Origin of the sequence: Arcobacter caeni, assembly GCF_003063245.1 — a bacterium.
GTDB lineage: Bacteria > Campylobacterota > Campylobacteria > Campylobacterales > Arcobacteraceae > Aliarcobacter > Aliarcobacter caeni.
Genome location: NZ_MUXE01000001.1, coordinates 100349 through 125859, shown reverse-complemented (window position 1 = coordinate 125859; position 25511 = coordinate 100349). Strand labels below are relative to the sequence as shown.

The window sequence follows — 25511 nt, the reverse complement described above, 5'->3', positions numbered from 1 at the left end:
ATTGTTTAGTTTAAATTAGAGGAAATAATATATTGTTTAGAGTCATTCTTTTGTTGTTATTTCCTCTTTTTCTTTTTTCAAAAAATCTAGTTGTTACATATTTCCCTTTGGAAACTCATCTTGTGAATAAAATTGCACAAAAAGAGGTGAGAGCAAGGGAAATTACAAGTAGATATTTGGATACTTATAAAGAACTTCCTATTTCTGAACTTTCTAAATTAGCAAATACAAAAATATTTTTCCATTTTGGCCTAGATGTTGAAAAACAATATGCCGAAGCTTTATTAAAATATAATCCTAAATTAATAGTAGTTGATATTTCTTCTAATATAAATAAAATAAAAAACAATCCTTATGTTTGGACTGATCCCCTTAATTTGAGAGCTGTTGCAAAAAATATTTATGATACTTTTGTAGAATATGATAAAAGTAAAGAGAGTTATTATAAAGAAAATTATGAAAAATTTCTTGATGAAATAGATCAAACTTTTTTAACAATTAAACAAAAACTAAATAGTTGTGAAGTTCAAAATATCTATGTTTTTGATGATTATTGGGAATATTTTGCAAAAAGATTTGGAATAGTAACTACTTTTAGAGAAAAAAAGAATTTAAATGTTACAGAAATTTCACAATTAAATGAATATACCAAAGATAAAAATATTACAAAATTATTATTTTCAAAAGATGATAAACAAGATTTTATTACTTCTCTTACAAAAAATTTAAATATTAAGGCCATAGAAGATAATATTTTCAATGATTTTTGGCAATTAAATATCTTAGATTTCACACAGCACCTCACAGAATAAATACATAAAAAAATTATATTTCCTAAAAAATATTGTAAATTATAAAGATGAATTGAGAATATTAAGCTCTTCATTAGATATGTTAGCATTATTGGAAAAACAAAAGAAAACTTTTAAATTTAACTAAATGACTTAGAAATCTCAAAAGTTGCCATAGTAGGGGTTAAAATATATTTAGGCACAATACGAAAAAACTAATATATTTTAAAGAAGAAAAATGAGTAATATTAATAAACCAAACAAATTTTTACCTACAACAAAAGAAGAGATGAATCAAAGAGGTTGGGACGAACTAGATGTTGTTTTAATCACAGGTGATGCATATATAGATTCCCCTTTTATGGGAATTGCAGTTGTTGGACGAATCCTTGAAGATATGGGTCTTCGTGTGGGAATCATAGGTCAGCCAGATGTAAATAGTGATGTTGATGTAAGTAGAATGGGTGAACCAAAACTTTTTTGGGGGGTTAGTGGTGGAAGTATTGATTCTATGGTTTCAAATTACACAGCCACAAAAAGATACAGAAGTACAGATGATTATACACCAGGTGGAAAAAACGATAAACGACCTGATAGGGCAACTTTAGTTTATACAAATCTAATCAGAAGATATTTTAAAAATACTGTTCCTATCGTTCTTGGAGGAATTGAAGCTAGTTTGAGAAGGCTTACTCATTATGATTATTGGAGTGATAAATTACGAAAACCAATATTATTTGATACAAAAGCCGATTATATGGTTTATGGTATGGGTGAACAAGCTATTATTGATTTAGGAAATTATCTTAAAGATGGTAAGGATCCTCGAACTATAAGAGGGCTTTGTTATATTTCAAAAGAACCAGTTGATGAGTATATTCAAATACCTTCACATAAAGAGTGTTTGGATGAAAAAGAAAAATACATAGATTTATTCAAAACTTTTTATGATAATAATGACCCTATTTATTCAAAAGGTCTTTGTCAAGAAGTAGATGGAAGATATTTAATTCAAAATCCACCAAGTAGACATATGGAAGAAAATGAGATGGATAAAATCGCATCTTACCCATATCAAAGAGATGCTCATCCATATAATACAAAAGATGGAAAAGTTAAATGTCTTGAAACAATAAAATTTTCTATTATGACACATCATGGATGTTGGGGTGAATGTAACTTTTGCGCAATTGCCGCTCATCAAGGACGAACTATTAGAACAAGAAGCGAAGAGAATATTCTAAAAGAAGCAAAACATTTTACAACATTAAAAGATTTCAAAGGAATCATTTCAGATGTTGGTGGACCAACTGCAAATATGTACGGTTATGAATGTGTAAAAAAAGAGACTTTAGGAACTTGTATCGAAAACAAAAGATGTGTAGATGCACATAGACTTTGCCGTACTATGAAGGTTGACCATAGCAGAAATATTCAATTACTAAAAGATATAAGAGCAATTCCAGGGATTAAAAAAGCATTCGTAGCCTCAGGAGTTAGATATGATTTAATCACAGCTGATAAAAAACATGGATATGAGTATTTAAAAGAAATGGTGGATCATCATATTTCAGGTCAAATGAAAGTTGCTCCCGAACATACAAATGATGAAGTTTTACATCATATGGGAAAGCCAGGGAAACAAACACTTATTGATTTTAAAGCTATGTATGACAAACTAAATAAAGAATCAGGGAAAAAGCAGTTCTTGACATATTATTTGATTGCAGCACATCCTGGATGTGAAGAAAAACATATGCATGAGTTAAAACAGTTTACAACCCATGAATTAAAAATGAATCCAGAACAAGCGCAGGTTTTCACGCCAACTCCAGGAACTTATTCAGCAGTTATGTATTACACAGAACTTGATCCATTTACAAAAGAGAAAATCTTTGTTGAAAAAGACCAAAGAAGAAAAGAAAAACAAAAAGAGATAGTTGTTGCAAAAAAACAATTTTCTTGTAAAAGTAAAAAAAGCGGCAGTTCAGGAATGCAAGGTTAGATTATTTTTTAATAATCATAAGTTAAAAAAAAGGGTAACTATTAAAAATAGTTGCCCTTTTTATTTTTCTAAAAAAAGAGTTATTTAAGTGCCAATAACATATCAGTTGTAACTTCTGAAACATCTTTTGTTCCATCAAGTTCTACAAATACACCCATTTTTGTATAAAAATCAATAAGTGGTGATGTTTGCTCATGATATGCATTTAATCTGCTTATTACAGTTTGGGCATTGTCATCTTTTCTGATGATTAATTCACCATCACAATAGTCACAATTAGCTTCTTTTTTAGATGGATTAAACTCTACATGAAAAGATGCTCCACATTTAGAACAAACTCTTCTTCCTGTAATTCTCCCCACGATTAATTCATCAGGAACATTTAATGAAATTACTTTATCAAGTGAAATTTTCATATTTGACATTAGTTCATTTAAAGCCTCTGCTTGAGCTAAAGTTCTAGGAAATCCATCAAGAATAAAACCATCTTTACAGTCAGCCTCAGCTAATCTATCTTTAATAATACCAATGATAGTTGAATCAGGAACTAATTTCCCCTCATCCATGAATTTTTTTGCTTCCATTCCCATATCTGTTTTATCAACAATCGCAGCTCTTAAAATATCACCTGTTGAGATTTGTGGAATATTATATTTCTCAATTAGAAATTTTGCTTGTGTCCCTTTTCCAGCACCTGGTGCACCAAATAGCATTAAATTCATACTTGTTTCCTTAGTTTTTTCTTATTGTATAGAAAAAGGTTTTAATAATAGATAAGCTTTTAATAGTACATAAAGAATTTAAATGATTTTTGATACAATTATGCCTTATAAATTCAAAGGGCATAGATGAAAAAGTTATTTTTAATTATTGGAGCACCTGGAAGCGGCAAAACTACGGATGCAGAATTAATCGCTGCAAAACACAATAATATCACTCATTATTCAACTGGAGATATGTTTAGAGCTGAGGTTTCAAGCGGAAGCCAAAGAGGTGAAATAATCAATACTTATATTAGTGCTGGAAATATTGTACCAATTGATATTGCAATTGAGACGATTTTAGGAGCTATTAAAAATGCATCAACAGATATTGTAATCATTGATGGATATCCCAGAAGTATTGAACAAATGGTTGAATTAGATAAATACTTGATAAATGAAAATGAAGTTAAACTCGTAAATGTTATTGAAGTTGAAGTATCAGAAGAAGTTGCACGAGATAGAGTTTTAGGGCGTTCTCGTGGTGCTGATGATAATGTTGAAGTATTTAATAACAGAATGAAAGTTTATCTTGAGCCTTTAAAAAAAATCCAAGAGTTTTATACAGCTAAAAATTTACTAAAAAAAATAAATGGCGAAAGAACTATCGAAAAAATAGTAATTGAAATGGATAAATATATCCAATTAAAAATTTAAATTATGTTAGAAAAAAAACCAAATTTTTATAGTGTAATTATAGGAACAGAACTTTTAAATGGGCGTCGTAAAGATGCCCATTTTACATTTTTAAACCAACAACTTTTAAGTCGTGGTTGGGAACACAAAGCCTCTTTTGTAATAGCTGATGATACAAATCTTATGGAAAATATTTTTAATCTAATTAAAGGCGACCCAAATTCAGTAATGTTCTGTTTTGGCGGAATCGGTGCAACTCCTGATGATTATACAAGAGAGGTAGCAGGAAAAGTTTTTCGTGATGGAAAAATGGAGTTTCACAAAGAGGCAAAAAATAAAATCATAAATCAGTTTGCGCAGGAAGCTTACCCGCATAGAATAAATATGGCATATTTGCCAATAAATGCAAAACTTCTCACAAATGTAGTAAATAATGTAGCAGGATTTTACCTAGAAGATAGATTTTTCTTCACCCCAGGTTTTCCATCAATGAGCCAAGCTATGGTTGTCGAGGCTTTGGATAAGTTATATCCAAAATCAAATATAGAAAAATATCGAAAAGTAATGACAATAAATGCAAGTGAAAATGACTTGATAGATACCATGAAAAAAATCCCTGAGCATTTAGACTTTTCATCATTGCCAAAGATTTTAGGAGATAAAAGAAAAGTAGTAATTTCTTTGGCTGGATACGATAAGGATGAGGTAAATAAATATTTTGAGATGTTTGTTGATTATTGTGTGGAGTTTGGGAAAGAGTTTGTTTTTGAGGATGTGAGTATAAATTTATAAATAAATAATAAAATATTTTAAATATTTACTTTTATATAAAGAAATAAGTAATAGAATCACTAATATTTTATTAATAGGAAATTTCTTGGATAAATTTTTAGAAAAATTTGCTGATAGATTTATTGGATTTTTTACTCGTTCTGTCGCTCCTTCTTCAATCTTTTTTGTATTACTTTTTTTTAACGATAAACTTTTTAATTGTAATTTTTCATTATTTAGTAAAATCAAGATACAAAGCACGAAATAAAAAATTGTATATAAATTATTTACTCAAAGAAAATAAACCAAATAAACAACAAATAAAAATAAAATCAATAAAGGAAGAAGTAGATGAATGAAATTATTATAAATATCAATGAAGCAAATAAGGCACAAAAATATCAAAATGAAAATGAACTTTTTCAAATTGATGCTTTTAAAAGAGTATCTGAAATATTAAAAGAGCATAAAGTTGGCAGAGATACGAATGATATAACTGATTGTAGATTCCATGATACTATTTTTATTGATGGTGATAGAGGTGTTGGAAAAACTGCTTTTATGGTAAATATTGAAAATTATTATAAAAATATTGCAAAGATTGAAAAACCTAATTATATTTTTTTAAAACCTGTTGACCCGACACTTTTGGAACATACAGAAAAGTTTTTGGGTGTTATTTTTGGGAAAATTGTAGAGATGGTATCTAAACGACTAAAAAATAATTGTCTAGATGAAGATGATTATTATTTAGATAGTAATTGTGATAGAAAATATAAAAATGAGAAACCTGCAAAAAATTGTATAGATGAATATTATAAAGCACTAGAAAATTTATCTAAATCACTTAGTTCTGTATCTTCTCTTGAAAATAAACAAGATGTTGGTATTGAAGAGATTGCTTCATATAAATCAAGTCAAAAACTTGAACAATATGCACATGAGTTTTTTCAAATAGTAAGTACAATGTTTGGAGTAAATGCAATTGTAATGCTTATAGATGATGTTGATATGGCATTTGATAAAGGTTTTGATGTTCTTGAAGTTGTGAGAAAGTATCTAGCTTCACCTTTTCTTATTCCTATTGTTGCTGGAGATATGAAACTTTATAGAGAAATAGTTGAAACAAGATTTAAAGAAAAAATACAATTTTTTAAAGATGTAAAATATCTAAAAGATTTAAACAGTGATTTAAAAAATAGTGATGAATATAAAGAAAAAATAAAACTTGTTGATAATCTTGTCGAACAGTATTTACATAAAGTTTTTCCAAGTGAATATCACATCAAATTAAAGGATATTTTTGCAATTTTAAAATTAAATACAGTAAAAATAGAAATTAAAGGTAATCAGATACCTTATGAAGATTTAAAAGATTTTGAGATTAGAGTTATAAATTGGGGTATAAATCAAAAAGAGTTTACTCACCAAGTATTTACAAATAATACTAGAGATTTTGTGCAATATCTGTATCATAAAAAAGTAATATTTGAGAAGATATTTGATAAAGACTATAATAAAAACTCTTACGAAGAAAAGAATGAAAAAAAATCTTATACAATAATTACTAATAGATTTGATGACTTGATTAAAAAAAAGATTATTGACAATCCTGCTGAACATCAAAAAACTTTAAAACTAACTGCAGATTTTTATAGATATGCAAATGATACAGATAAAAAAAGACTATCTTTGCTTTTAGATAATGATGTTGAAGCATTTATATTTAGCAAAGACAATAATCTTGGTTATTCAATACATAAAGCATTAAAGGGAAATTTCTTTTTGAATGAGAAATATCCATATAATAAGATAGATAAAGAAATTGTGAGAGATAAATTATATTTACCTAAAAAAGAATTTTTGAAGGAGCTTGAAGATAAAACTAGTAATGAATATTTAGCTTTATATTTAATGCTTCACGATAATTATTATTCAAACACAACGAATAAAATTTTAATGATAACTGGAAAGTTTGTGGAAGCAATGATTTGTATAATTGACAAAACTATAACCGTAGAAGATAGAAAAGAAAAAATTAACGTACTAAATTATGGAATACCATTTTTAGCTGGAATTAATAAAAATAAATATCTTGATGGAGTGAGTAAAGATGAATATGAAGAAGAAAAAGACAAGAATAGTACTCTTTCTAATAATGATTATTCAAATTTTATAAATTCTTTTAATGAAATTATGGATTTAAAATTTACATCTGTTTTCTTGTATGAGATGTTGAAAAAATATATTAACAATCTTAATATATTTAAAGTCGCAAATTATTCAAAAAGCTATGAATCAATAGAGGCTCAACCTAATCCAATTATAATGCTTTCTCCATTATATGATTATGTGCAAAGAGTGAGTTATATATTTTTAAATTCAATAGCAAGTTTTGAATCAAGAGAAAATATTTCAACAGAAAATATTGCCGTGGATGGAAGAATAGAAAATATAAAAACTCATTCAAAAGTCTTTATAAATAATATTCAAAAATTAAAAGAAGGCACACTAACTAATTTTATTTATCAGAAATTAAATGAAATAGTTTTTAAAGAAAAATTAGATGAAATATTGAAGAAAATAATAAGTGATAATACACCAAAAACTACTATAAAGAAAGAAAAAGAAAATAAATATAAGTCAAGTATTAAAAAATTAAATAATCTTTATAATACTCCTTATAGTAAATATTTCAAAAATGATTCATATCAAGAGGGTATTAAAGCAGAAAATTGCTATAAAGATTATTTACAAAAAATTATGGATATATTTAATCAACAAAATTTAGAAAATAAAAAAATATCTCAAGAATTACTTTCAGATGAAAATAGAAAATATCATAAAGTGTTTAGTTTAATTTTAGAAGATATGAACGAAATTAATCTTAGGTTTAGTGATGATGAATTAGTAAAAAATTATCAGAACTTAATTTTTAATGCTTAAAAATAACCTAAAAGACATCTCAAATATCGTACTTCTTAGAAGTGACAAAATACTATATGATTTATTAAATATAGATTCATATGAAAAACTAGATAAAAATCTATCTTACGAACATGGTATGAGGGATTTTTATTCAAATAGTTTTCGAAAGGGAGCTATTGAAAATAGTATGAATCATACTTTATCTCATAGTGATTCAAAATTTTTTACACTTGATTATGAGTTTGATTTTTTAGATGAGTTATTTGATAATTATCTAAAATTTGATGGAAACCATATCTATGCAAAAAGTGAGCTTTTGGATAAATATAGTTCAGTTATTAGTAAAATTCATCCTTTTAATATAATAGGACATAAGTTAGCCAAACTATATAATCAAAATCACTTTTCATTTACAAATATCAAAGAGTTTACAAAATACATCACACCACTTGCTCTTAGTGTAAATAGAGACTATAAAGAATATGCAGAAAATCATTTGCATCTTGGTGGAGCAAATGATGTAGCACTAAATTTCATGGCATTACTTTCTCTTCCTACAAATAATAAATTTTATAATATGAAATATACAAACGAACTTCCTCGAATAAATGAATTTTCATATATAAACAATGGAAACTTATCTTTTGGAAATCTAATAGATATATCAAAATATTGTGTAAGTGTGATAAATGATTTTGTATTAAAAAAAGGTGTTAGAACAGATATAAAAAGAGATTTGGATAATTTATTTAAATATGAAAAATTATCAATGATAGATATTGATTTTGCTTCATTTACAATGATTGAAAAACTATCTGATAATCGTATGAATCTAAAAGATGAATTTTTAAAAGAGATAATTACTTATAAAAAAGATGGATATACTACAAAACAGTGGTTTTTATATAATATCTTGCTTTTTAAAACCCATGAAACTTGTAGAAATAGAGATATAAGAAAAGTGATAAAAATATTTTTACATATTATTAATATTTTGCGCTCTTATATGGTAATGTCTCAAAATATTGGACTTAGTCATTTTTCTGAATTTTTTGGCTCAAGTTTGCGAAAACAAGAAAAAAATAGACACAATAATATCGCTTCAAATATTATCTCAAATGGTACTTCAAAAGTTGAAGCAAAAATATCACCTGATGCACTTTTGAGAAATGATAAAGAATTTATCTCATATAAATTAGCTTTTGATAAAGAGATAATAAAAAAAGAATCTACTTTTATAAATAAAACCCATGAAAAATATTTTTTAAACACAAACCATTCAAAAAGAAATTATCATTTTTGTGTTCATTTTGTTAGAAAAAAAGATGAAACAAAAAAATCAAATGATACAAACTATTGTTTAGCAAGATTTAATAAGTTAAGAACTGACCTTAAAAAAGAAGCTAGGAATATAAACAATTTTTTATATCAAGAATCACATATCATAAATAAATTTGATTTTTATAGTAAGTTTTATTCTAATATTACAAGAGTATTAGAACATAAAAAAGATTTAGAAAATGATTATATAGATCTAACAAAACTAATAACAACCATAGATGTAGCAGGAGATGAAAACAGAACTCCTCCAGAAGTTTTTGCTCCTATTATCAAGTATTTAAGAAGAGATGTAAAAAAGCTTGATGATTTTAAATCTGATTATCTGAAATACCAAAAAGATGGACACGACTTTGTAGAAAATTATAAACTAAGACTTTCAGTTCATGCAGGAGAAGATTTTAATCATATTGTTACAGGTATGAGAAAAGTACATGAAACAGTTAAGTTTTATGGAATGAGTGATAAAGATAGACTAGGTCATGCACTTGCAATTGGATTAAATCCAAAAGAGTGGTGTGAGCTAAACGGAGATATTTTTGTCACTAAACAAGAACATCTTGATAATCTTGTTTGGTTATATCATCAAAGTATAGAAGTATTAGCTTATTATAAAAATACTGATAAATTAAGAGATAAATACGCACGAGTTATAAAAGAACTTTATAAAGATATTTATTTATCAAAAAATGATGATTTAAGTTGTGAAATAGAAGATATGTATAAGGCTTGGAAACTAAGAGAATTTTGTCCTATTGTAATGTTCTCAGAAGATGAAATGCTAAATAAAGCAGATGAATATCTAAAAATTGCAGATTTTGATAATGAAAAACTATGTAAAGAAGAGTATAAAAAAGCAATAGATATTTATAAAAAATATCATACTTGTGCAAGTGTAAGAAAAAAAGGTGATGAGGTTATAAAAATAGAATATGAAAATATAAATAGAAATTTATATAAATATTTTATTACAGATGAAGATTTAGAGCTTATTGAAGCCGTACAAGATAGGCTTATTCAAAAGTTTTGTGAAAAAGGAATCATTATCGAGACAAATCCATCTTCGAATGTTTATATAGCTCATATTCACGCCTTTGATAAACATCCAATATTTAGATGGAATCCTATTGAATGTGATGATTTAGATTTAAATGCAGATAATCCAAAATTCAACAAATATAAGATTAGAACATCAAGAATGAAAGTTTGTGTAAATACAGATGACCCAGCTATTATGCCAACGACACTTCGAAATGAGTTTGATTTATTGGAAAGAACTGCTTTTGGAATTCATAGTAAGAGTAAAGAAAAAATAGAAAATTGGTGTGAAAATATTAGAAAATTAGGAATTGAAATATTTGATTGTGACCATCAAAAAAGTGAGTTTAGAAGAGTTTAAACTCATTTAATTAGATTAGCATAAAAATAGGATTTTTATTTAAATAGAAGTTATTTTATCATTTTGCTTTATAGTTAGATATAACTTTAAGACGCTGCTCTTTAAACTTTGGAAGACCAAATTTAATTATTCATTCAATGGTTGATAAGTTCTAATATCATAAATACTTTTTAAATCATCTTTATCAAATATATTTTAGAAATAAATAGCTCTATCAAGAATAAATTTTTTAGCAGTTTTCCCCATTCCTGAACTATCAGCTAAATCAACAGAAATACCAAAGATGCTACTAATTTCTTCTTTTATTTCATTTATTCTACTTCCATTTTCTTGGACTAATATAACTAAAAATTATTCAACAGGCACATTATAATCCCCAATCCTAAACCCCTCATCTTTTGGATATTTAAATAAATTATAATCATTCCATACTTTTATACAAAATTTATTGCCTTTTTCATATTCACTTTTTGCGAAACTATTTGCTCTTCCAAAATTTGGAAAAACACCTGTTCCACTTGCGTACATATAGGCAATATAACAGTTTGCTTCGTACTCTTTTTGTTTTGAAGCTAGTTTGAAATAGTGTAGGGCTTTTTCGTAATCTTTTGATACGATTTCTCCTAATAAAAAGAATCGTCCAATCATCAGTTGGGCTTTTGCGTGATTTTGATTTGCTGCATCTACAAAAGTGTTATAAGCTTTTTTTTCATCGAAAAATATTGTTTTATTTGAAAGATAAAGTTTTGCCAAAATATATGTAGATTCAGCATTTCCTAAATCAGAAGCTTTTTTTAGAAGTTCTTGAGCTTTATTTATATTTTTTGCAATTCCATCACCTTTTAGATAAATAAGCGCCAATTCATGCATTGCTTGAGGATTATTTTGCTCTACTAATTCTTTATATGCACCAAGAGCTTTTAAACTTCCTTGAACTTTTTGAATAGCATTTGCTTCTTCAAAAGTCATGGCATTTAAAAAACTTCCTAGAATAAATAGAAAAAGTAGAGTTTTTTTCACACTATTTCTTTTTTTATAAATGGACTTAGTGTTGTTGTGATTTCGTATGTGATAGTATCGTGTAATTTTGCCAATACATGAACATCATCAAAAATACAAACATCCTCATCTTTTGTGTTTAGTGAAAGATTATCCATAGAAACACGACCTAAAACTTTATAACCTTTTGGTGTTGTGTAAGCTGTTCTTTCATTTAATCTTAAAAATCCATCTCCATAACCTAAATCATAAGTAGAAACAGTCATATCTTCACTTGCAGTGAATGTTCCACCATAACCAACACTTTGTCCTTTTTTTAACTCTCGTGTTGCTAATCTTGAAGCCCAAAGTGACATAACTGGTTTTAAAACTGGAAAATCAAAAACTCCTGCATTATCTAAATATCCATAAGTTGCAATTCCAACTCTTGCAAAATCTTCGTCAAAATCAGTGGTTCTAAAAAGTGCTGCTGAGTTACAAGAATGGAATGCGGGGATTGCTAAAGAAAGTTTTTCACATATTGTTTTCACATTCTCTTTTACCCCTTTAAATACGGACTTCTGCCAGTAAAAGTCAGTTGTTAATTCATCTGAGTTTTTATGATGTGTAAATACACCCGTGATTTTAATATTTTTTTCTAAAAGCCCTAAAATAGCCGTTTCTAACTCTTCTGGCATTACACCATTTCGGTGCATTCCCGTATCTACCTTGATATGAACATTTATATTTTCAGGTAAGTTTTTTATAGCATCAAGGCTATTTAAAGCTATGTGAAAAGTATGTGAATAAGTGTGAATATCTTTTTGTGCAAGGATTAAAATATCATCAAATAATTTCTCAATTACTAACGCTTCTTCTATTGATTTCACTACTGCTTTTTTGATTCCAAATTCACTTGCCATTGTTGCAATTTCTAAAAGTCCATGCCCATAAGCGTTATCTTTTAGAACAACAGCGACCTTTTCAACAGAACCTGTTTGTTTTGAAATAACACCAAAATTGTAAAGTAAATTTTCTTTATTTAATAAAATTTTTGCCAAAATTAATCCTTTGGATTTGTAAAATAATTTAATATAGTCATTGCATCTTTTTCATTTAAAACATTTTTTAATTCATCAAAAGTTGCATTTCTGATTTTCTCAAATTCTCCAAAATATAAAAGAAGTTTTTTGATTTTTGCTTCTCCTATTCCTTTGATTTGTAATAATGAAATCTGTTTATCTTCTGCTCTTTTTTGTTTCTTATGAAAATTGATTACAAACCTATGAGCTTCATCTCTTTGTCTTTGCACAAATTGTAATCTTTTATCGCTTGTTGATAATTTAAAATTTTTAAATTCACCACTTTTCTTATCTTTATAGTGAATAATATCTTTTGCTGCACCTTTTGCTCTATGAGCTTTTGCGTCGATTTTCTCTTTTGCAACCGCAATTATATCAAGATTTACTCCAACTGATAACACAATATCATAGGCTAATTTTAGAAGAGTTTCACCACCATCAATTATCCATAAATCAGGTGCTGGATTTTTCTCAAAACTCTCAACTCTTCTAATTAACATCTCTCTCATTTGAGAATATTCATCTTTTGATTCAAGATTATAATGTCTAAAAGATTTTTTATCAAAAGCATTTAACTCTTCACTCCAAACAACCATAGCTCCTACAGTTGCTTGTCCCATCATATGTGAGTTATCATAACTTTCAACTCTATATGGAAGAGTTTGAAGTGTAAATAAATCTTTTAACTCTTCATAAATACTTGTTTGGTTTTTACTTGAATCAATTCGTAAAAGTTCATCACAATTGCTAAGAGCGATTTGAACAATATCTTTTTTCTTATCTTTTTTTGGATTTATAATTTTGATTTTTTTATTAAATTTTATTTGTAAAAATTCTTCTAAATCAGAAGTATCAGATAGTTCAATTCCCACTAAAATCTCTTTTGGTAAAAGTGGAATTTCATTATCATAGTAGTTGATAATTGCTCTTTTATAAGCTTCTTGGAAATCAAATTCAAACTCTTCATCAAAGTTATCAACTTTTAAAAAGTCATGGCTTGAAGATGTGATTTTTCCATCTCTTATGAACATTCGAACAATTACAGCTTTTTTGTTTGAAGCTGTTATTGCAAAAATATCTATATCTTCGTTTGTTGTTAAATCAATTCCTGATTTTATTTGAGATTTTTCTATAGTTTTTATTCTATCTCGTATCATCATTGCATCTTCAAATCTAAAATCATTTGAATATTGCAACATTCTTTCATTTAGTTTTGAGATTAATTTTGTTTTATTATAGATATATTCTAAAGCATTTTCTACTATTTTTGCGTACTCTTCTTTTGATATTTTATTTTCACATGGAGCAAAACATTTTTTTATTTGATGGAATAAACAAGCAGTTTTTCCTTTTATGCAAGATTTTTTTTGCACCAATGGAACTATTTCATAAATGCTATCAAGCATATCTTTTGCACCCGTTGAATATGGTCCAAAATATTTGATATTTTTGCCTTTATGAATTTTTCTTGTGATTTCAAGTCGTGGAAAATCTTCACCATAATCAATGACAATATAAGGATAAGTTTTGTCATCACGAAGTAAAATATTGTATTTTGGTTTTAGCTGTTTGATTAAAGAGTTTTCCAAAATCAAAGCATCATGCTCACTTGGAACAACAATCCATTCTAAACTTTCAACTTCGCTAATCATTTTATAAATTCTTGCACCTAATTTATCAGCAGGAAGAAGTTTTGGAGTAAATTTAAAATACGATTTAACTCTATTTTTTAGAATTTTTGCTTTTCCAATATAAAGTAAATGACCATTTTTATCAAAGTATTGATAAACGCCTGCATCATCGGGAAGTTGTTTGAGTTTGTCTAGTAGATTCATTAGGGAATAATACCCGAAAGAGGTTAAATATCTCTTTTAAATATTTGCTTCAAACCAAAGTTTACAGAAACTATCATAAATAATTTTGTAATGTTTTAGTTTTATTTTGTGATAACTTTTTTTAGTTTTAAAATAGCTATTTAAAACTACTTTTTCTTGATTTTTGTTTAGTTTAAACTCCATACAAATAGAAGCCAAATCAAAAAAACAATCATTAACTCCTGCATATTCCCAATCAATAATTTTCAAGCTCATTTCGTTAAAAATTATATTTTTAGGGTTTAAATCATGATGTGTTAATGCAAAATTGTATTTGTATTTTTTTAGTATTTGCAAACTTTTATAACAATTTTTTATTAATTTTTTACTTTTCTTATTTGTAAGTTTTTGCGAATAATTTTTTAAATCCAAAAGTAAATCATAAGGTTTTTCTTTTATTTTAAATTTATGAAATATTTTTACTTTTAAAACCAATTCTTTTAATTCAAAATCTGATAATTTAGTTTTATGAATACCTTTTTCATACTCATAAATCATAAATTTAGCATTTAAAAAAATAGGTTTTGAAGCTATGTTTTTTTTGTAAGCTTTTTTTTGAATTTTATACTCAAATTCACGGCTTATATTTACACTTTCATTTGATTTAAAAACTCTTATTACATAAGAATTTTCGATAGTTTTTAGAAGATAAGATATATTATTAAAACCTTGATTTTTTAATAACTCAAGGCTTAATAACTCTTCTTTAAAAATATTATATTTTTTTAATTCTTTAATTGTCAAAACTTAAATACTCTTTTTTCCATTGTTTATACGCAATCATTGCAAGAAGTGTGTATATTAAAAATAATACAGCTGTTAAATAAAAACCTTTATGAATATAAATATAAATTGAAATAGCATCAATTACAACCCAATAAAGCCAGTTTTCTAATACTTTTTTTGTAAGCATATAAGTAGCAAATACAGCAAATACAGTTGTAAAAGTATCTAAATATGCAAAATCAGCACTTGTATAATTTGCCATAAAATAACCCAAACATAAAGAGATAAATATTAAAATAAATATGATTTTTATATTTGTGAAAAAACTATAACTAGTTATTCCCAACTCTTTTTCTATTTTTTCACTATTTCCATATTTCCACGAATACCAACCATAAACAGCCATTATTAAATAAAAGATATTTAAAACACTATCCATTAAAAGCGAAGCATCAAAAAATAAAATACTATAAATTAATGTACTAAAAAATGCAGCACCCCAACACCAAAGATTTTGTTTAATGGCAAGTAATAAATAACTAACTGATAAAAAAACAGCTAACATTTCCCAAGAAGTCATATAAGATATTGCTTCTTGGATATTATTTGTAAAATTTTCTATTATAGTTCCTTTATTTTAGAAGTTTTTTTATGTCATCTTCTATTGATTCAGGTGTAGTTGTTGATGCATATCTATTTACAATATTTCCATCTTTATCAACTAAAAACTTAGTAAAATTCCATTTTATGGCTTCTGTTCCTAAAATACCTTTTTGATTTGATTTTAAAAATTTATATAAAGGAGCTTCATTATCTCCATTTACATCTACTTTTGCGAACATATCAAATTTTACTTCATAAGTTAAAGAACAAAACTCTTTGATTTTTTCATTTGATTCAGGTTCTTGATTTGCAAACTGATTTGATGGAAATCCTAAAACCATAAAATCTTCATTTTTATATTTTTCAAAAAGATTTTCTAAACCCTCATATTGGCTTGTAAATCCACATTTGCTAGCAACATTTACAATCAAAAGAACTTTTCCTTTGTATTTTTGCATTGAAATTTCTTCACCATCTATTGTTTTTACATTAAAGTCATAAATACTCATTTTATTTTCCTTTGCAATTATTGAACTAAAAGTTAGTATCAAAGTTAATATTATTTTTGTAAACATATTTTTCCTTTATTCCATCAAATCTCTAATTCTTGATTCAAGTGTTTTTATAACATCTGTTAAGTCATTTATTCTTTTCATTTTTTCAGCATTTGTTTTTGTTAAAAGATCAAGTTCTTTTTTTGTAGCAGCTATTTCTAAATTAGCTTCTTTGTTTTTATCTGCGAGTATGTTTTTTTCTTGTTTTAAAATTGCAATTGTTCTTGTATATTCATCTGATTCTTTACTTTTTACAGTCATATGTCCTAGGTATTTTTCATCAACATTGTGCATTTGCAGTTCATAATGTTCTAGTTGTCTTTGTCTACTTAGTGTTTTTGCTTTTTGTTCTTCTAATTCTTCTTGTAATTTAGGAATATATGACTCTAATTGTTCAATTTTATCATTTAGTTCAACTATAAGCTTTTTATATGTAAACTCTTTTTTATTAAATTCTTGAATTGTTTTTATAACTTTTTTCTGAAATTCTCTCTTTTCATTATTTTCTTGAGTTGTAGAAAAACCAATAGTTATATACTCATCTTTGTGATGAGATTCTATTTTAAAAATTGTATTTTTTAAATAAAAAGTTTCTTTGTCTTTTGTGATAAATTTAGTATTTCCAGTCCAAATCTTACCTTTTTTCAAAATTTCCCATGTATCATCAATTGATTGTTTTGGAACATCAGGATGAAGAAGTTCGCTAAAATTAATATTTTTTAATTCATCAAGTGTATATTTTGAAGCAAGTAATAAGCTTTTATTTGCAAATGAAATAACACCATTTTCATCCATTTTATAAATTAATGCCACACTATCAACAGCATCTAAATATGTTTGAAGCTCTTTTTGTTTTTCTTGAAGTTCTGTTTCAAAATAGCTTTTTTCACAAACTTCAGTTATTTTTTTTACAAGAATTAATGTATCTATTGGTTTCATAATATAATTACTAACATTTAAATCAATAGCTTTTTGTAAATTATCAGATTCGCTTCTAGCAGTTGTAAAAATCAAAGGAATAACAGTATCTATTTCTCTAATCTTTTCTAACATTTCAAGACCATTCATAATTGGCATATTAATATCAGAAATGATTAAATCAATTTTTTCATTTGTAATTTTTGATTTTTCGTATTTTTCTAATCCCTCAAGACCATTTGATGCTAAAACAACCTCTTTAAAAAGTTTACTTAATATCTTAGCTAGTTTTTCTCTAGCTAACTCTTCATCTTCAATAAAAAGAACTCTTTGGTTTTTTAAGAAATCAGGTGTTAACATAATTTTTCCTTTTATTCGTAAGGAGTAACCGTTGGAGGAAACTCTTCAAAAGCTTTTTTTATAGCATTTATAATTGAGTTTTTGTATTTATGATTTTGCATAGGATTTGAAAATTGTAGATAATCAATAGCTCCTTGCTCAGTTTTTTCTTTTTTATAAACAAAAACCACTTTTTTGCCAAGTTTTACACTGTTTTCATATAAAAGTTTTGCATAATCGTTTATATATGGAAACTCTTTTTCTTTGATTTTATCTCCCCAGCAAAAGAATACAAATTTTCCACTTGGAATTAAATTTGCAGCATCTAAATACATTATTTCTCTATCAAATTGTGTAGTTTGAAAAGAATTGTAACTTTCTAAATCGTTATTAAATTTTTCTAATAACACTGGAATATCAATATTTCTCTCTATTAAATTAAATAAATTTCTTATTTCAACTATTTTTCCAGCACAATGTTCTCTCATGGCTTGTTTGAATATAGTGATATGATGTTCACCTTTTAATTCAATCATTTTTCCAAAATCTTCAAAATCTTGCTCAAGTAAATATTTGTTTGAATCAAACCCAACTGGAGTTACTAAAGGACTATATAAAATCACAGTTCCTATTATGTTTTTTTTTCTATCTTTTGTTGTTTTTATTTTTTCTTTAAACTCTTTAACTGTAATTTCTTCATCTTCTGCATTAAAATACATATAACTTTCAGTTAAAAAAATCTCTTCATATTTAGTTTCAATTGTTCCAAAATATTGCATTAAAATCCCTTATTTATTATTAAATATATATTATCAAATATTCCTAAATACCTTGCTTATATTAGTTTTTTGACTCTATTTTTTTTCAACCATTCATCTTGAAGTTCTTTGCTTTTTTTATTATCAGCTCGTTTGCTTATAAATCTTGATTTCACATAAGATGTGGTTTCATCATTTTCATTGTAAGTGTAAGATAGATTTAAATCAGCTAGTTGTATAACATCTTTTGCCCTTGTTGCTGCAACATAATAGATATTTAACTCTTCATTTATTCTTTGATATGAGAGTTTGTTTTTTGTGTTTGTTATCTCTTTTTTTGAGATAAAATCATCAGCCATAATTACTTGATTGTATTCCAAACCCTTTGATTTATGGGTTGTTGTAAAAATAATATCTGCTTGATTTTTATCACTTACTAAAAACTCTTTTATCTTTTTATTTATCTCAAAAATATTATCACCATAAGTATTTATGAACTTGATAATATTTAAATAATCTTGATTTTTTGTATCTTTTGCAAACTGTTCTAGCTCATTTATAGTTTCAAAATCTTTGATTTCATCTATTGTGATTTTGTCGTTTTTTTTCTGTTTTAGATAAAAAATAGAATAAACAGTTTGGTTCATAAATGAATAAGAGTTATAACCACCCTCAAAATAGACCTTTTTTTTATCATGGATAAAATAGACTAATTGCTGAATTAAGCCAAAAGTACTTCGTGCAATCACACAAAATTGTTTAGAAAAATCAATATGATTTTTTCCAATCAAAGTGCTTTTCTCTAAACCTGAAATTTTAAGAGGTTTTGAGGAGTTTATTTCATATAAACTGTTTAGATTATTTTGTAAAACTTTGGCAAAATTATCTCCAAATCTAAAACTTTGTGTTAAATCAAAAGATGGTAAATCAATTTTATTTAAGGCATTTGTAGCAAATCTAAAAGTATAAATTTGTTGAAAAGAATCTCCAACATAAATTCGTCTGCAACTTTGATTTTCAACAATTCCAATCATTACATCGCTAATATCCTGAGCTTCATCAACCAAAATCAAATCATAAGGAAGATTTGTCGATACTTTTTTATTTAGATAAAACATCTTTAAATAAAAATCGTGGGTTGCATCTATGATTTTATTTTTCATGGCGCTTAAAATTGTTTTTAGATGTTCAATAACTCTTGTTTCATTTTTACTTATTAGTTCTAGGATTTTTGCACCTAATTCTGATTGTTTTTTATATGAATCCAAAAGTTTTGAATCAAGCGCAATCAGTGAAGAGTTACAATAAAAATTTACTAAATCTTTTATCAAAGCCACATATTCAGGAATTGGATAATAGGCTTTTTGATTCACTGTAAGTTCATGAGTAGTTATTATATTTTCTATAACTTGATTTTTTAAATCATGGGCAAGATTGTAGTTGTAAGCTTCGATTTTATTATAGGCAAGTGAATGAATGGTGCTTACATGCATAAAAGGCAAATTATAAATTTTCAGTTTTTCTTGTAATGAAGTTTGTAAAGATTTATTATATGCAAGATACAAAATCTTTAAGTGGGAGTTTTTTTTCGCATATTCTAAAAGTGTTGTTGTTTTTCCACTTCCAGCAACGGCATTTATTTTAAATGAGAGTTTATCGCTATTGATTATTTTTTCTTGTTCTTTGGTTAATATCATTTTGCAATTGTAGCAATAAAGAATAAATTATCAATAAAAATCCTAGAAATTATTTTTCAATAAATTACTTAAATTTTATGATAGAATTATTATATAAAATATACAGGAGGAAATGAAATGAGTATAAGAAATAAAATTGTTGGAGCGTTTTTAATATTATTGATGTTATCAATATCATCAAGCGTATATGTTTCATACAATATATCAAATATAGAATCAAATGTAAAAGAGTTATCAGATGTAAATTTCTCTGGGATAACATTTCTTCTTGAAGCAGATAGAGATTCTTATCAGTCAAATGTAGCCTTAATTCAGATTATGAATTTGGATGATAATGAAAAAATTAATAAGCTAATTGACAAAGGTGTGAATGATAATATACTACAAATTTCTCAAAGATATGAGAAATTCAAAGCTAGATTAGGAACTAAATTATCAGCTAACAAGGATAAATTTAATGAATTTGAAAAAAATTATGCCTTAACAAAAGCCAATACTGAAAAGATTTTAACTTTAGTAAAAAATAAAGATGTTACAGAAGCTAAGAATTTTTATTTTACTACTTATCTAAAAGATTATGAAGCAATGAGAGAGTTGATTAATTATTTTACAGATGAAACTTATAAAGTTATTGATACTAATAAAAAAGATACAGGTGATTTAATTGAAGCTTCATTAACTATATTTTTGGTAATTTCAATATTGATAATTTTAATGACTATTATTTTTTCATTCGCACTTGGAAAAAACATAAATGATTCTATAAAAAAATTAGAAGATGGTCTTTTAGGATTCTTTGCTTTTTTAAATAAACAAACAAAAGATGTTTCTTTACTTGATACAAGTTCAAATGACGAAATTAGCAAAATTTCAGAAGTTGTAAATACTAATATTGAAAAAACAAGAAAATTAATTGGACAAGATGAACAATTAATTACAGATGTTAAAAAAGTTGTTGAAGTTGTAAAAACAGGTAATTTAAGTATTAAAGTAAATGCAAATACTGAAAATGAATCTTTAGAAGAACTAAAAATAATTTTTAATGAAATGTTAAATGTCGTAGCTCAAAAAGTTTCAACAGATATAAATAAAATTGAGGTTGCATTAATACAGTTCCAAAAGCTAAATTTTGCATATAGAATTCCAGAAGCAACAGGACAAACAGCAATTGGATTAAATGCTTTGGCAAAAGTTATAAGTGATATGTTAGTTTTAAATAAAACAAATGGTTTATCACTTCAAGATAGTGCTGATTATCTTTTATCAAATGTGGATAAATTAAGTCAAGCTTCAACACAAGCAGCCGCAAGTATTGAAGAAACAGCAGCAGCTTTAGAAGAAATTACGGGAAATATGGCAAGTAATACACAAAATGTAATACAAATGGTTTCTTATGCAAATGAACTTACAAATTCTGCAAATGAGGGACAAAAACTTGCAAGTGAAACAACTGTTTCAATGGATCAAATTAATACTCAAGTAAATGCGATAAATGAAGCAATTACGGTAATTGACCAAATAGCTTTCCAAACAAATATTCTTTCATTAAATGCAGCCGTAGAAGCAGCAACTGCTGGTGAAGCAGGGAAAGGATTTGCAGTTGTAGCAGCTGAAGTGCGAAATCTAGCTTCAAGAAGTGCAGATGCAGCTAAAGAGATAAAATCACTAGTTGAAAATGCTACAAATAAAGCAAATGATGGGAAAAATATAGCTGGTAAAATGATTGCTGGATATAGTGGATTAACTGAAAATATTGCTAAAACAATGGAATTAATAAAAGGTGTTGAAGTAGCTATAAAAGAGCAACAACAAGGAATAGAACAAATCAACAACGCAATTAATTCACTTGATCAACAAACACAAGCAAATGCTAATGTTGCTAGTCAAACTAAAGATATTGCAAATCAAACACAAAGTATCGCTTTAACTATTGTTTCTGATGCAGATGAAAAAGAGTTTGAGGGTAAACATAATGTTAAAGCAAAAAAATATGATGGACAAATTATTTCAAATCAAACAATAACTTCAAAACCACAAGCTAAAAAAACTGAACCAACAGTAAGCATAAAAAAAGAAGTTATAAAAGAAGCTAAAAGAGAAATAACAGCTAATACAAAAGATAATGATGAGTGGGAGAGTTTTTAAACTCTTCCTTCGTCCAAAGAAGTTAAACGAATAATCGTTTATCGTCAACTTTTTTAATATCTGAATAATTATCTAAATAATCAAGATAAGTAATCAGATATTTTCTACTTAAATCAAATCTTTCTTTAAAGTTTGGAATTCCTATAAATCCATCATTTTTTATGATTTCTCTCATAGCTTTTACGATTTTATTTAAACTTTCAAAATGAATAAATAAATTATGTTGTAGTCGTATTACTTGTTTTTTTGCGGTTAAAGATTTCAAAATATCATCACCTAATTTTCTATCTAAATCTAAATCATCATAAATATTATAAGGAGCAGTTGGGATTATATCTTCTTGTTTTAATCTTTTTAAAACAATATCTTCTAAATCTTTTGCAAAATCTTCTTTGATATTTGCATTTTTATATAAAGATACATCTTTTGTTAGAAAATTCTCAGCTTCAAGTTCATCTAAAGCACTTTGAATAAATGCAACACTTGCCCATTTTAATCGCAAAGCTATTGAAGTGTTTGAAAGTAGGGCATAAGCATTTTTTGTATAAATCTCTTTTATAAAATCTTTTACAAATTTTTTTGTAGAAAGAGGATAAATAACTAACTCTTTTTCATCTATAAAAACATCTTGCATTTTTTTTGCAAATTCTATTGCTTCACTATGAGAAAGTGCAAATCTTTGAGTTGATGAGATGATTCCTAGACCTTTTTTGTGCGCTTCAAGTAGCTCTTTATAAGCATTTGTAAAATCTTTTTTATCTAAAGCTTCTAATAAATTTCTTTTTTGATTTTTTTTCATTGGGTCAATAATTGGATTTAAAACAATTCCCCCACAAATCGTATCGTTTCCACTTCTTAGTAAGATTTTTTCACCAAAAATTGTATATAGATTTTCGCTTGCTTTTATTGTTGCAAAGCCCTCTTCAAGATTTGTAATACAATCAAAAAGCAATATTTTTACTTCTATTTTTTTCGCTCCAATAAATAAAGAATAGGTTTGATTGTGATTTAATTTTTTTGTTTTTAGACATTTAAAAGATATATCAATTCCATCAAATCCTCTAATATGACCTTTTTTTGTAATTAAATCACCTTTATTTATGTGAGAAATATTTACACCTTGCAGATTTAAAGCAGCTCGATTTGAGATATTTGCTTCAAGTGCATTTTGGTTATGAACTTGAATATTTTTTATTTTTGTCTCTTTTTGAGATTGACAAATATATAATTTTTCATTTAGTTCACATTTTTTTCCCAAAACAGTTCCTGTTACAACTGTTCCAATTCCTTTTGGTGAAAAAACTCTATCCACATAAAATCTAAAGAAATTCTCTTCTTGTTTTGTGCTACTGTTTATAGAAAAAAGTTGATTTTTTAGTTTTTCTACGGAAGTTTCATCATAAATAGATACACAACTTACAAATTTTATTTCAAAATCAAAAGTTGATAAAAACTCTAAAATCTCCTCTTTTTTTAAAATTAATTCATCATCTGTAATCAAATCTTTTTTTGTAAGTACTACAATTATCTCTTTTAAACCTAAAAGATTAATAATCTCAATATGCTCAACTGTTTGAGGTTTTATTCCCTCAGATGCACTAATTACAAGCATTACATAATCAAATCCAAAAGCTCCAGCAATCATATTTTTCACCAGTTTCTCATGTCCTGGAACATCAATAAAAGCGATATTTTGTTGACCTTTTGTCATATTAGAAAAAGATAAATCTATTGTTATTCCTCTTTCTTTTTCTTCATTTGTACTATCACCCTCAAAACCATTTAAAGCTTTGATTAGTGCTGTTTTTCCATGGTCAATATGACCTGCTGTTCCTATTATTATATTTGACATTAGTTAAAAACCTTATTGAAAATATCAGCTATTTTTTCTATTTCATTTTCTTGAATAGTTCTAAAATCAAGAAGAATTTTTTCATTTTCAATTCTTGTAATTAGATTGTTTTTTCTCAAAAGTTTTTCCAGTTGGTTTGCTTTATATTTTTCATCATTTATACAAAGTGCAATTGATGGTATTTTTTTATTTGGAGTTGTTCCACCACCAATTAAAGTTTGAGTTTTTATAACTTCACATTTACAAATATCTTTTATTTTTTCAAAAAGTGTATTTGCTTTTTGCTCTAAAGTTTCAAGAGAAATAAAAAGCATTTTTAAAGTTGGAATATCATTTAGTTCATTTTTTAAGTATGAATTTAGAGTATCTTCCAAAATACTAAGAGTTATTTTATCAACCCTTAACATTCGTAAAAGCTGATTTTTTTTGATTTTCTCAATTAACTCTTTTTTTCCAATTATAATTCCAGCTTGTACACTTCCCAAAAGTTTATCACCTGAAAAACTCAAAAGTGATGGATTATATTTCATAATTTCTAAAATAGATGGTTCTTTTTGAGATAAATTAAATGGCAAATCAATAATATGACCGCTTCCCATATCGTAATAATCAATCAAGTTGTTTTTAAAAGATATGTTTACAATCTCTTCAAAATCAACTTCACTTGTAAAGCCCTCAATAGAATAGTTTGATTTATGAACTTTCATAAGCATTGCAGTATTTTCACAAATTGCATCTTCATAATCTCTTGCATGAGTTTTATTTGTAGTTCCAATTTCTTTTAAAATAGCTCCACTTTGAGTCATAACTTCAGGAACTCTAAAACTTCCGCCAATTTCCACAAGTTCGCCACGGCTTACAATTACTTCTTTATTTTTTGCAAAAGTATTTAAAATCAAAAATACAGCACTTGCATTGTTATTTACTACAATTGCATCTTCACAACCTGTTAGATTTTGAAGAGTTTTTACAATATGTGAGTATCTTTCACCTCTTTTCCCTTCAATTAAATCATATTCAAGATTGTTGTAAGAAGTTGCTATTTCTATGGCTTTTTCTAAGCTTTTTTTGTTTATTAAACTTCTACCAAGATTGGTGTGGATTATGATTCCTGTGGCATTTATCACGGTTTGCAAAGATGGTGCTGTGATTGAGTCATATTCTTTTAGTACATTTGAAACTAAGATGTTTTCATCTATATTTTGGATTTTATTATTTAATATATCTTCTCTTAAATTTGCTATTACTTCTTTTGAAATTTTAGTAATTAAAGTTGTAGATAATCCCTCAAAAGTTTTGTTTGTGATAAACTTATCAACCTTTGGAATGGATTTTAGTAAAGACATTTTTACCCTT

At 26.4% G+C, this 25511-nt stretch carries 19 protein-coding genes; 7 read left to right on the top strand and 12 right to left on the bottom strand.

Features of this window, described 5'->3' with window-relative positions:
• The first annotated feature begins 32 nt into the window (after window positions 1–32).
• Together B0174_RS00610 and B0174_RS00605 are read left to right on the top strand one after the other, a co-directional pair.
• Window positions 33–812, top strand: coding sequence for a metal ABC transporter solute-binding protein, Zn/Mn family (locus tag B0174_RS00610; RefSeq protein WP_322873852.1), 780 nt, complete (start codon window positions 33–35; stop codon window positions 810–812).
• Window positions 813–1029: 217 nt separating this feature from the next.
• Window positions 1030–2796: a YgiQ family radical SAM protein gene (locus tag B0174_RS00605; RefSeq protein ID WP_205663479.1), complete on the top strand. Its 1767-nt coding sequence runs from the start codon at window positions 1030–1032 to the stop codon at window positions 2794–2796.
• Window positions 2797–2876: 80 nt separating this feature from the next.
• Here the strand turns inward: B0174_RS00605 and B0174_RS00600 are convergent, their stop codons facing one another.
• Window positions 2877–3518, bottom strand: coding sequence for an adenylate kinase (locus B0174_RS00600; RefSeq protein ID WP_108557695.1), 642 nt, complete (start codon window positions 3516–3518; stop codon window positions 2877–2879).
• 126 nt (window positions 3519–3644) lie between these two features.
• Here B0174_RS00600 and B0174_RS00595 point away from each other — a divergent pair, with 126 nt between their 5' ends.
• From B0174_RS00595 to B0174_RS00575, 4 genes are all read left to right on the top strand, one after another.
• Complete coding sequence (locus B0174_RS00595; protein ID WP_108557694.1) at window positions 3645–4214, top strand: adenylate kinase; 570 nt, start codon at window positions 3645–3647, stop codon at window positions 4212–4214.
• 3 nt (window positions 4215–4217) lie between these two features.
• The gene (locus B0174_RS00590; protein ID WP_108557693.1) at window positions 4218–4985 is read left to right on the top strand and encodes a competence/damage-inducible protein A; all 768 of its coding nucleotides are present in this window, start codon (window positions 4218–4220) and stop codon (window positions 4983–4985) included.
• A 330-nt stretch (window positions 4986–5315) separates the two neighbouring features.
• Entirely contained in the window at window positions 5316–7910 is a 2595-nt protein-coding gene (locus B0174_RS00580; protein WP_108557691.1) for a hypothetical protein, read from the top strand.
• The gene (locus tag B0174_RS00575) at window positions 7903–10629 is read left to right on the top strand and encodes an amidohydrolase family protein (protein WP_108557690.1); all 2727 of its coding nucleotides are present in this window, start codon (window positions 7903–7905) and stop codon (window positions 10627–10629) included. The genes B0174_RS00580 and B0174_RS00575 overlap by 8 nt, the downstream gene beginning before the upstream one ends.
• A gap of 351 nt (window positions 10630–10980) precedes the next feature.
• Here the strand turns inward: B0174_RS00575 and B0174_RS00565 are convergent, their stop codons facing one another.
• The 9 genes from B0174_RS00565 to B0174_RS00525 all read right to left on the bottom strand — a co-directional run bounded on the left by B0174_RS00565 (window position 10981) and on the right by B0174_RS00525 (window position 20158).
• Entirely contained in the window at window positions 10981–11649 is a 669-nt protein-coding gene (locus B0174_RS00565; protein WP_108557689.1) for a tetratricopeptide repeat protein, read from the bottom strand.
• Entirely contained in the window at window positions 11646–12668 is a 1023-nt protein-coding gene (locus B0174_RS00560) for an alanine racemase (protein ID WP_108557688.1), read from the bottom strand. The genes B0174_RS00565 and B0174_RS00560 overlap by 4 nt, the downstream gene beginning before the upstream one ends.
• Before the next feature lie 2 nt (window positions 12669–12670).
• Window positions 12671–14524 (bottom strand): excinuclease ABC subunit UvrC, encoded by a 1854-nt coding sequence (gene uvrC, locus B0174_RS00555; protein ID WP_108557687.1) that lies wholly within the window; start codon window positions 14522–14524, stop codon window positions 12671–12673.
• 36 nt (window positions 14525–14560) lie between these two features.
• The gene (locus tag B0174_RS00550) at window positions 14561–15307 is read right to left on the bottom strand and encodes a phosphotransferase (RefSeq protein WP_108557686.1); all 747 of its coding nucleotides are present in this window, start codon (window positions 15305–15307) and stop codon (window positions 14561–14563) included.
• Complete coding sequence (gene pnuC / locus B0174_RS00545) at window positions 15297–15869, bottom strand: nicotinamide riboside transporter PnuC (protein WP_108557685.1); 573 nt, start codon at window positions 15867–15869, stop codon at window positions 15297–15299. Before pnuC ends, B0174_RS00550 begins: the two co-directional genes overlap by 11 nt.
• 52 nt (window positions 15870–15921) lie before the next feature.
• Entirely contained in the window at window positions 15922–16401 is a 480-nt protein-coding gene (locus B0174_RS00540) for a glutathione peroxidase (RefSeq protein ID WP_108557833.1), read from the bottom strand.
• 75 nt (window positions 16402–16476) lie between these two features.
• Window positions 16477–17724 (bottom strand): response regulator, encoded by a 1248-nt coding sequence (locus tag B0174_RS00535; RefSeq protein ID WP_108557684.1) that lies wholly within the window; start codon window positions 17722–17724, stop codon window positions 16477–16479.
• 11 nt (window positions 17725–17735) lie between these two features.
• Window positions 17736–18482, bottom strand: coding sequence for a hypothetical protein (locus B0174_RS00530; RefSeq protein ID WP_108557683.1), 747 nt, complete (start codon window positions 18480–18482; stop codon window positions 17736–17738).
• 56 nt (window positions 18483–18538) lie between these two features.
• Complete coding sequence (locus B0174_RS00525; protein ID WP_108557682.1) at window positions 18539–20158, bottom strand: UvrD-helicase domain-containing protein; 1620 nt, start codon at window positions 20156–20158, stop codon at window positions 18539–18541.
• 117 nt (window positions 20159–20275) lie between these two features.
• On the opposite strand from B0174_RS00525, the gene B0174_RS00520 reads away from it, so the two are divergent.
• Window positions 20276–22303, top strand: coding sequence for a HAMP domain-containing methyl-accepting chemotaxis protein (locus B0174_RS00520; protein ID WP_108557681.1), 2028 nt, complete (start codon window positions 20276–20278; stop codon window positions 22301–22303).
• A 22-nt stretch (window positions 22304–22325) separates the two neighbouring features.
• On the opposite strand, the gene selB is transcribed toward B0174_RS00520, so the two are convergent.
• Together selB and selA are read right to left on the bottom strand one after the other, a co-directional pair.
• The gene (selB, locus tag B0174_RS00515) at window positions 22326–24155 is read right to left on the bottom strand and encodes a selenocysteine-specific translation elongation factor (RefSeq protein ID WP_108557680.1); all 1830 of its coding nucleotides are present in this window, start codon (window positions 24153–24155) and stop codon (window positions 22326–22328) included.
• Window positions 24155–25501 (bottom strand): L-seryl-tRNA(Sec) selenium transferase, encoded by a 1347-nt coding sequence (gene selA / locus B0174_RS00510; protein ID WP_108557679.1) that lies wholly within the window; start codon window positions 25499–25501, stop codon window positions 24155–24157. The genes selB and selA overlap by 1 nt, the downstream gene beginning before the upstream one ends.
• Window positions 25502–25511 lie beyond the last annotated feature (10 nt).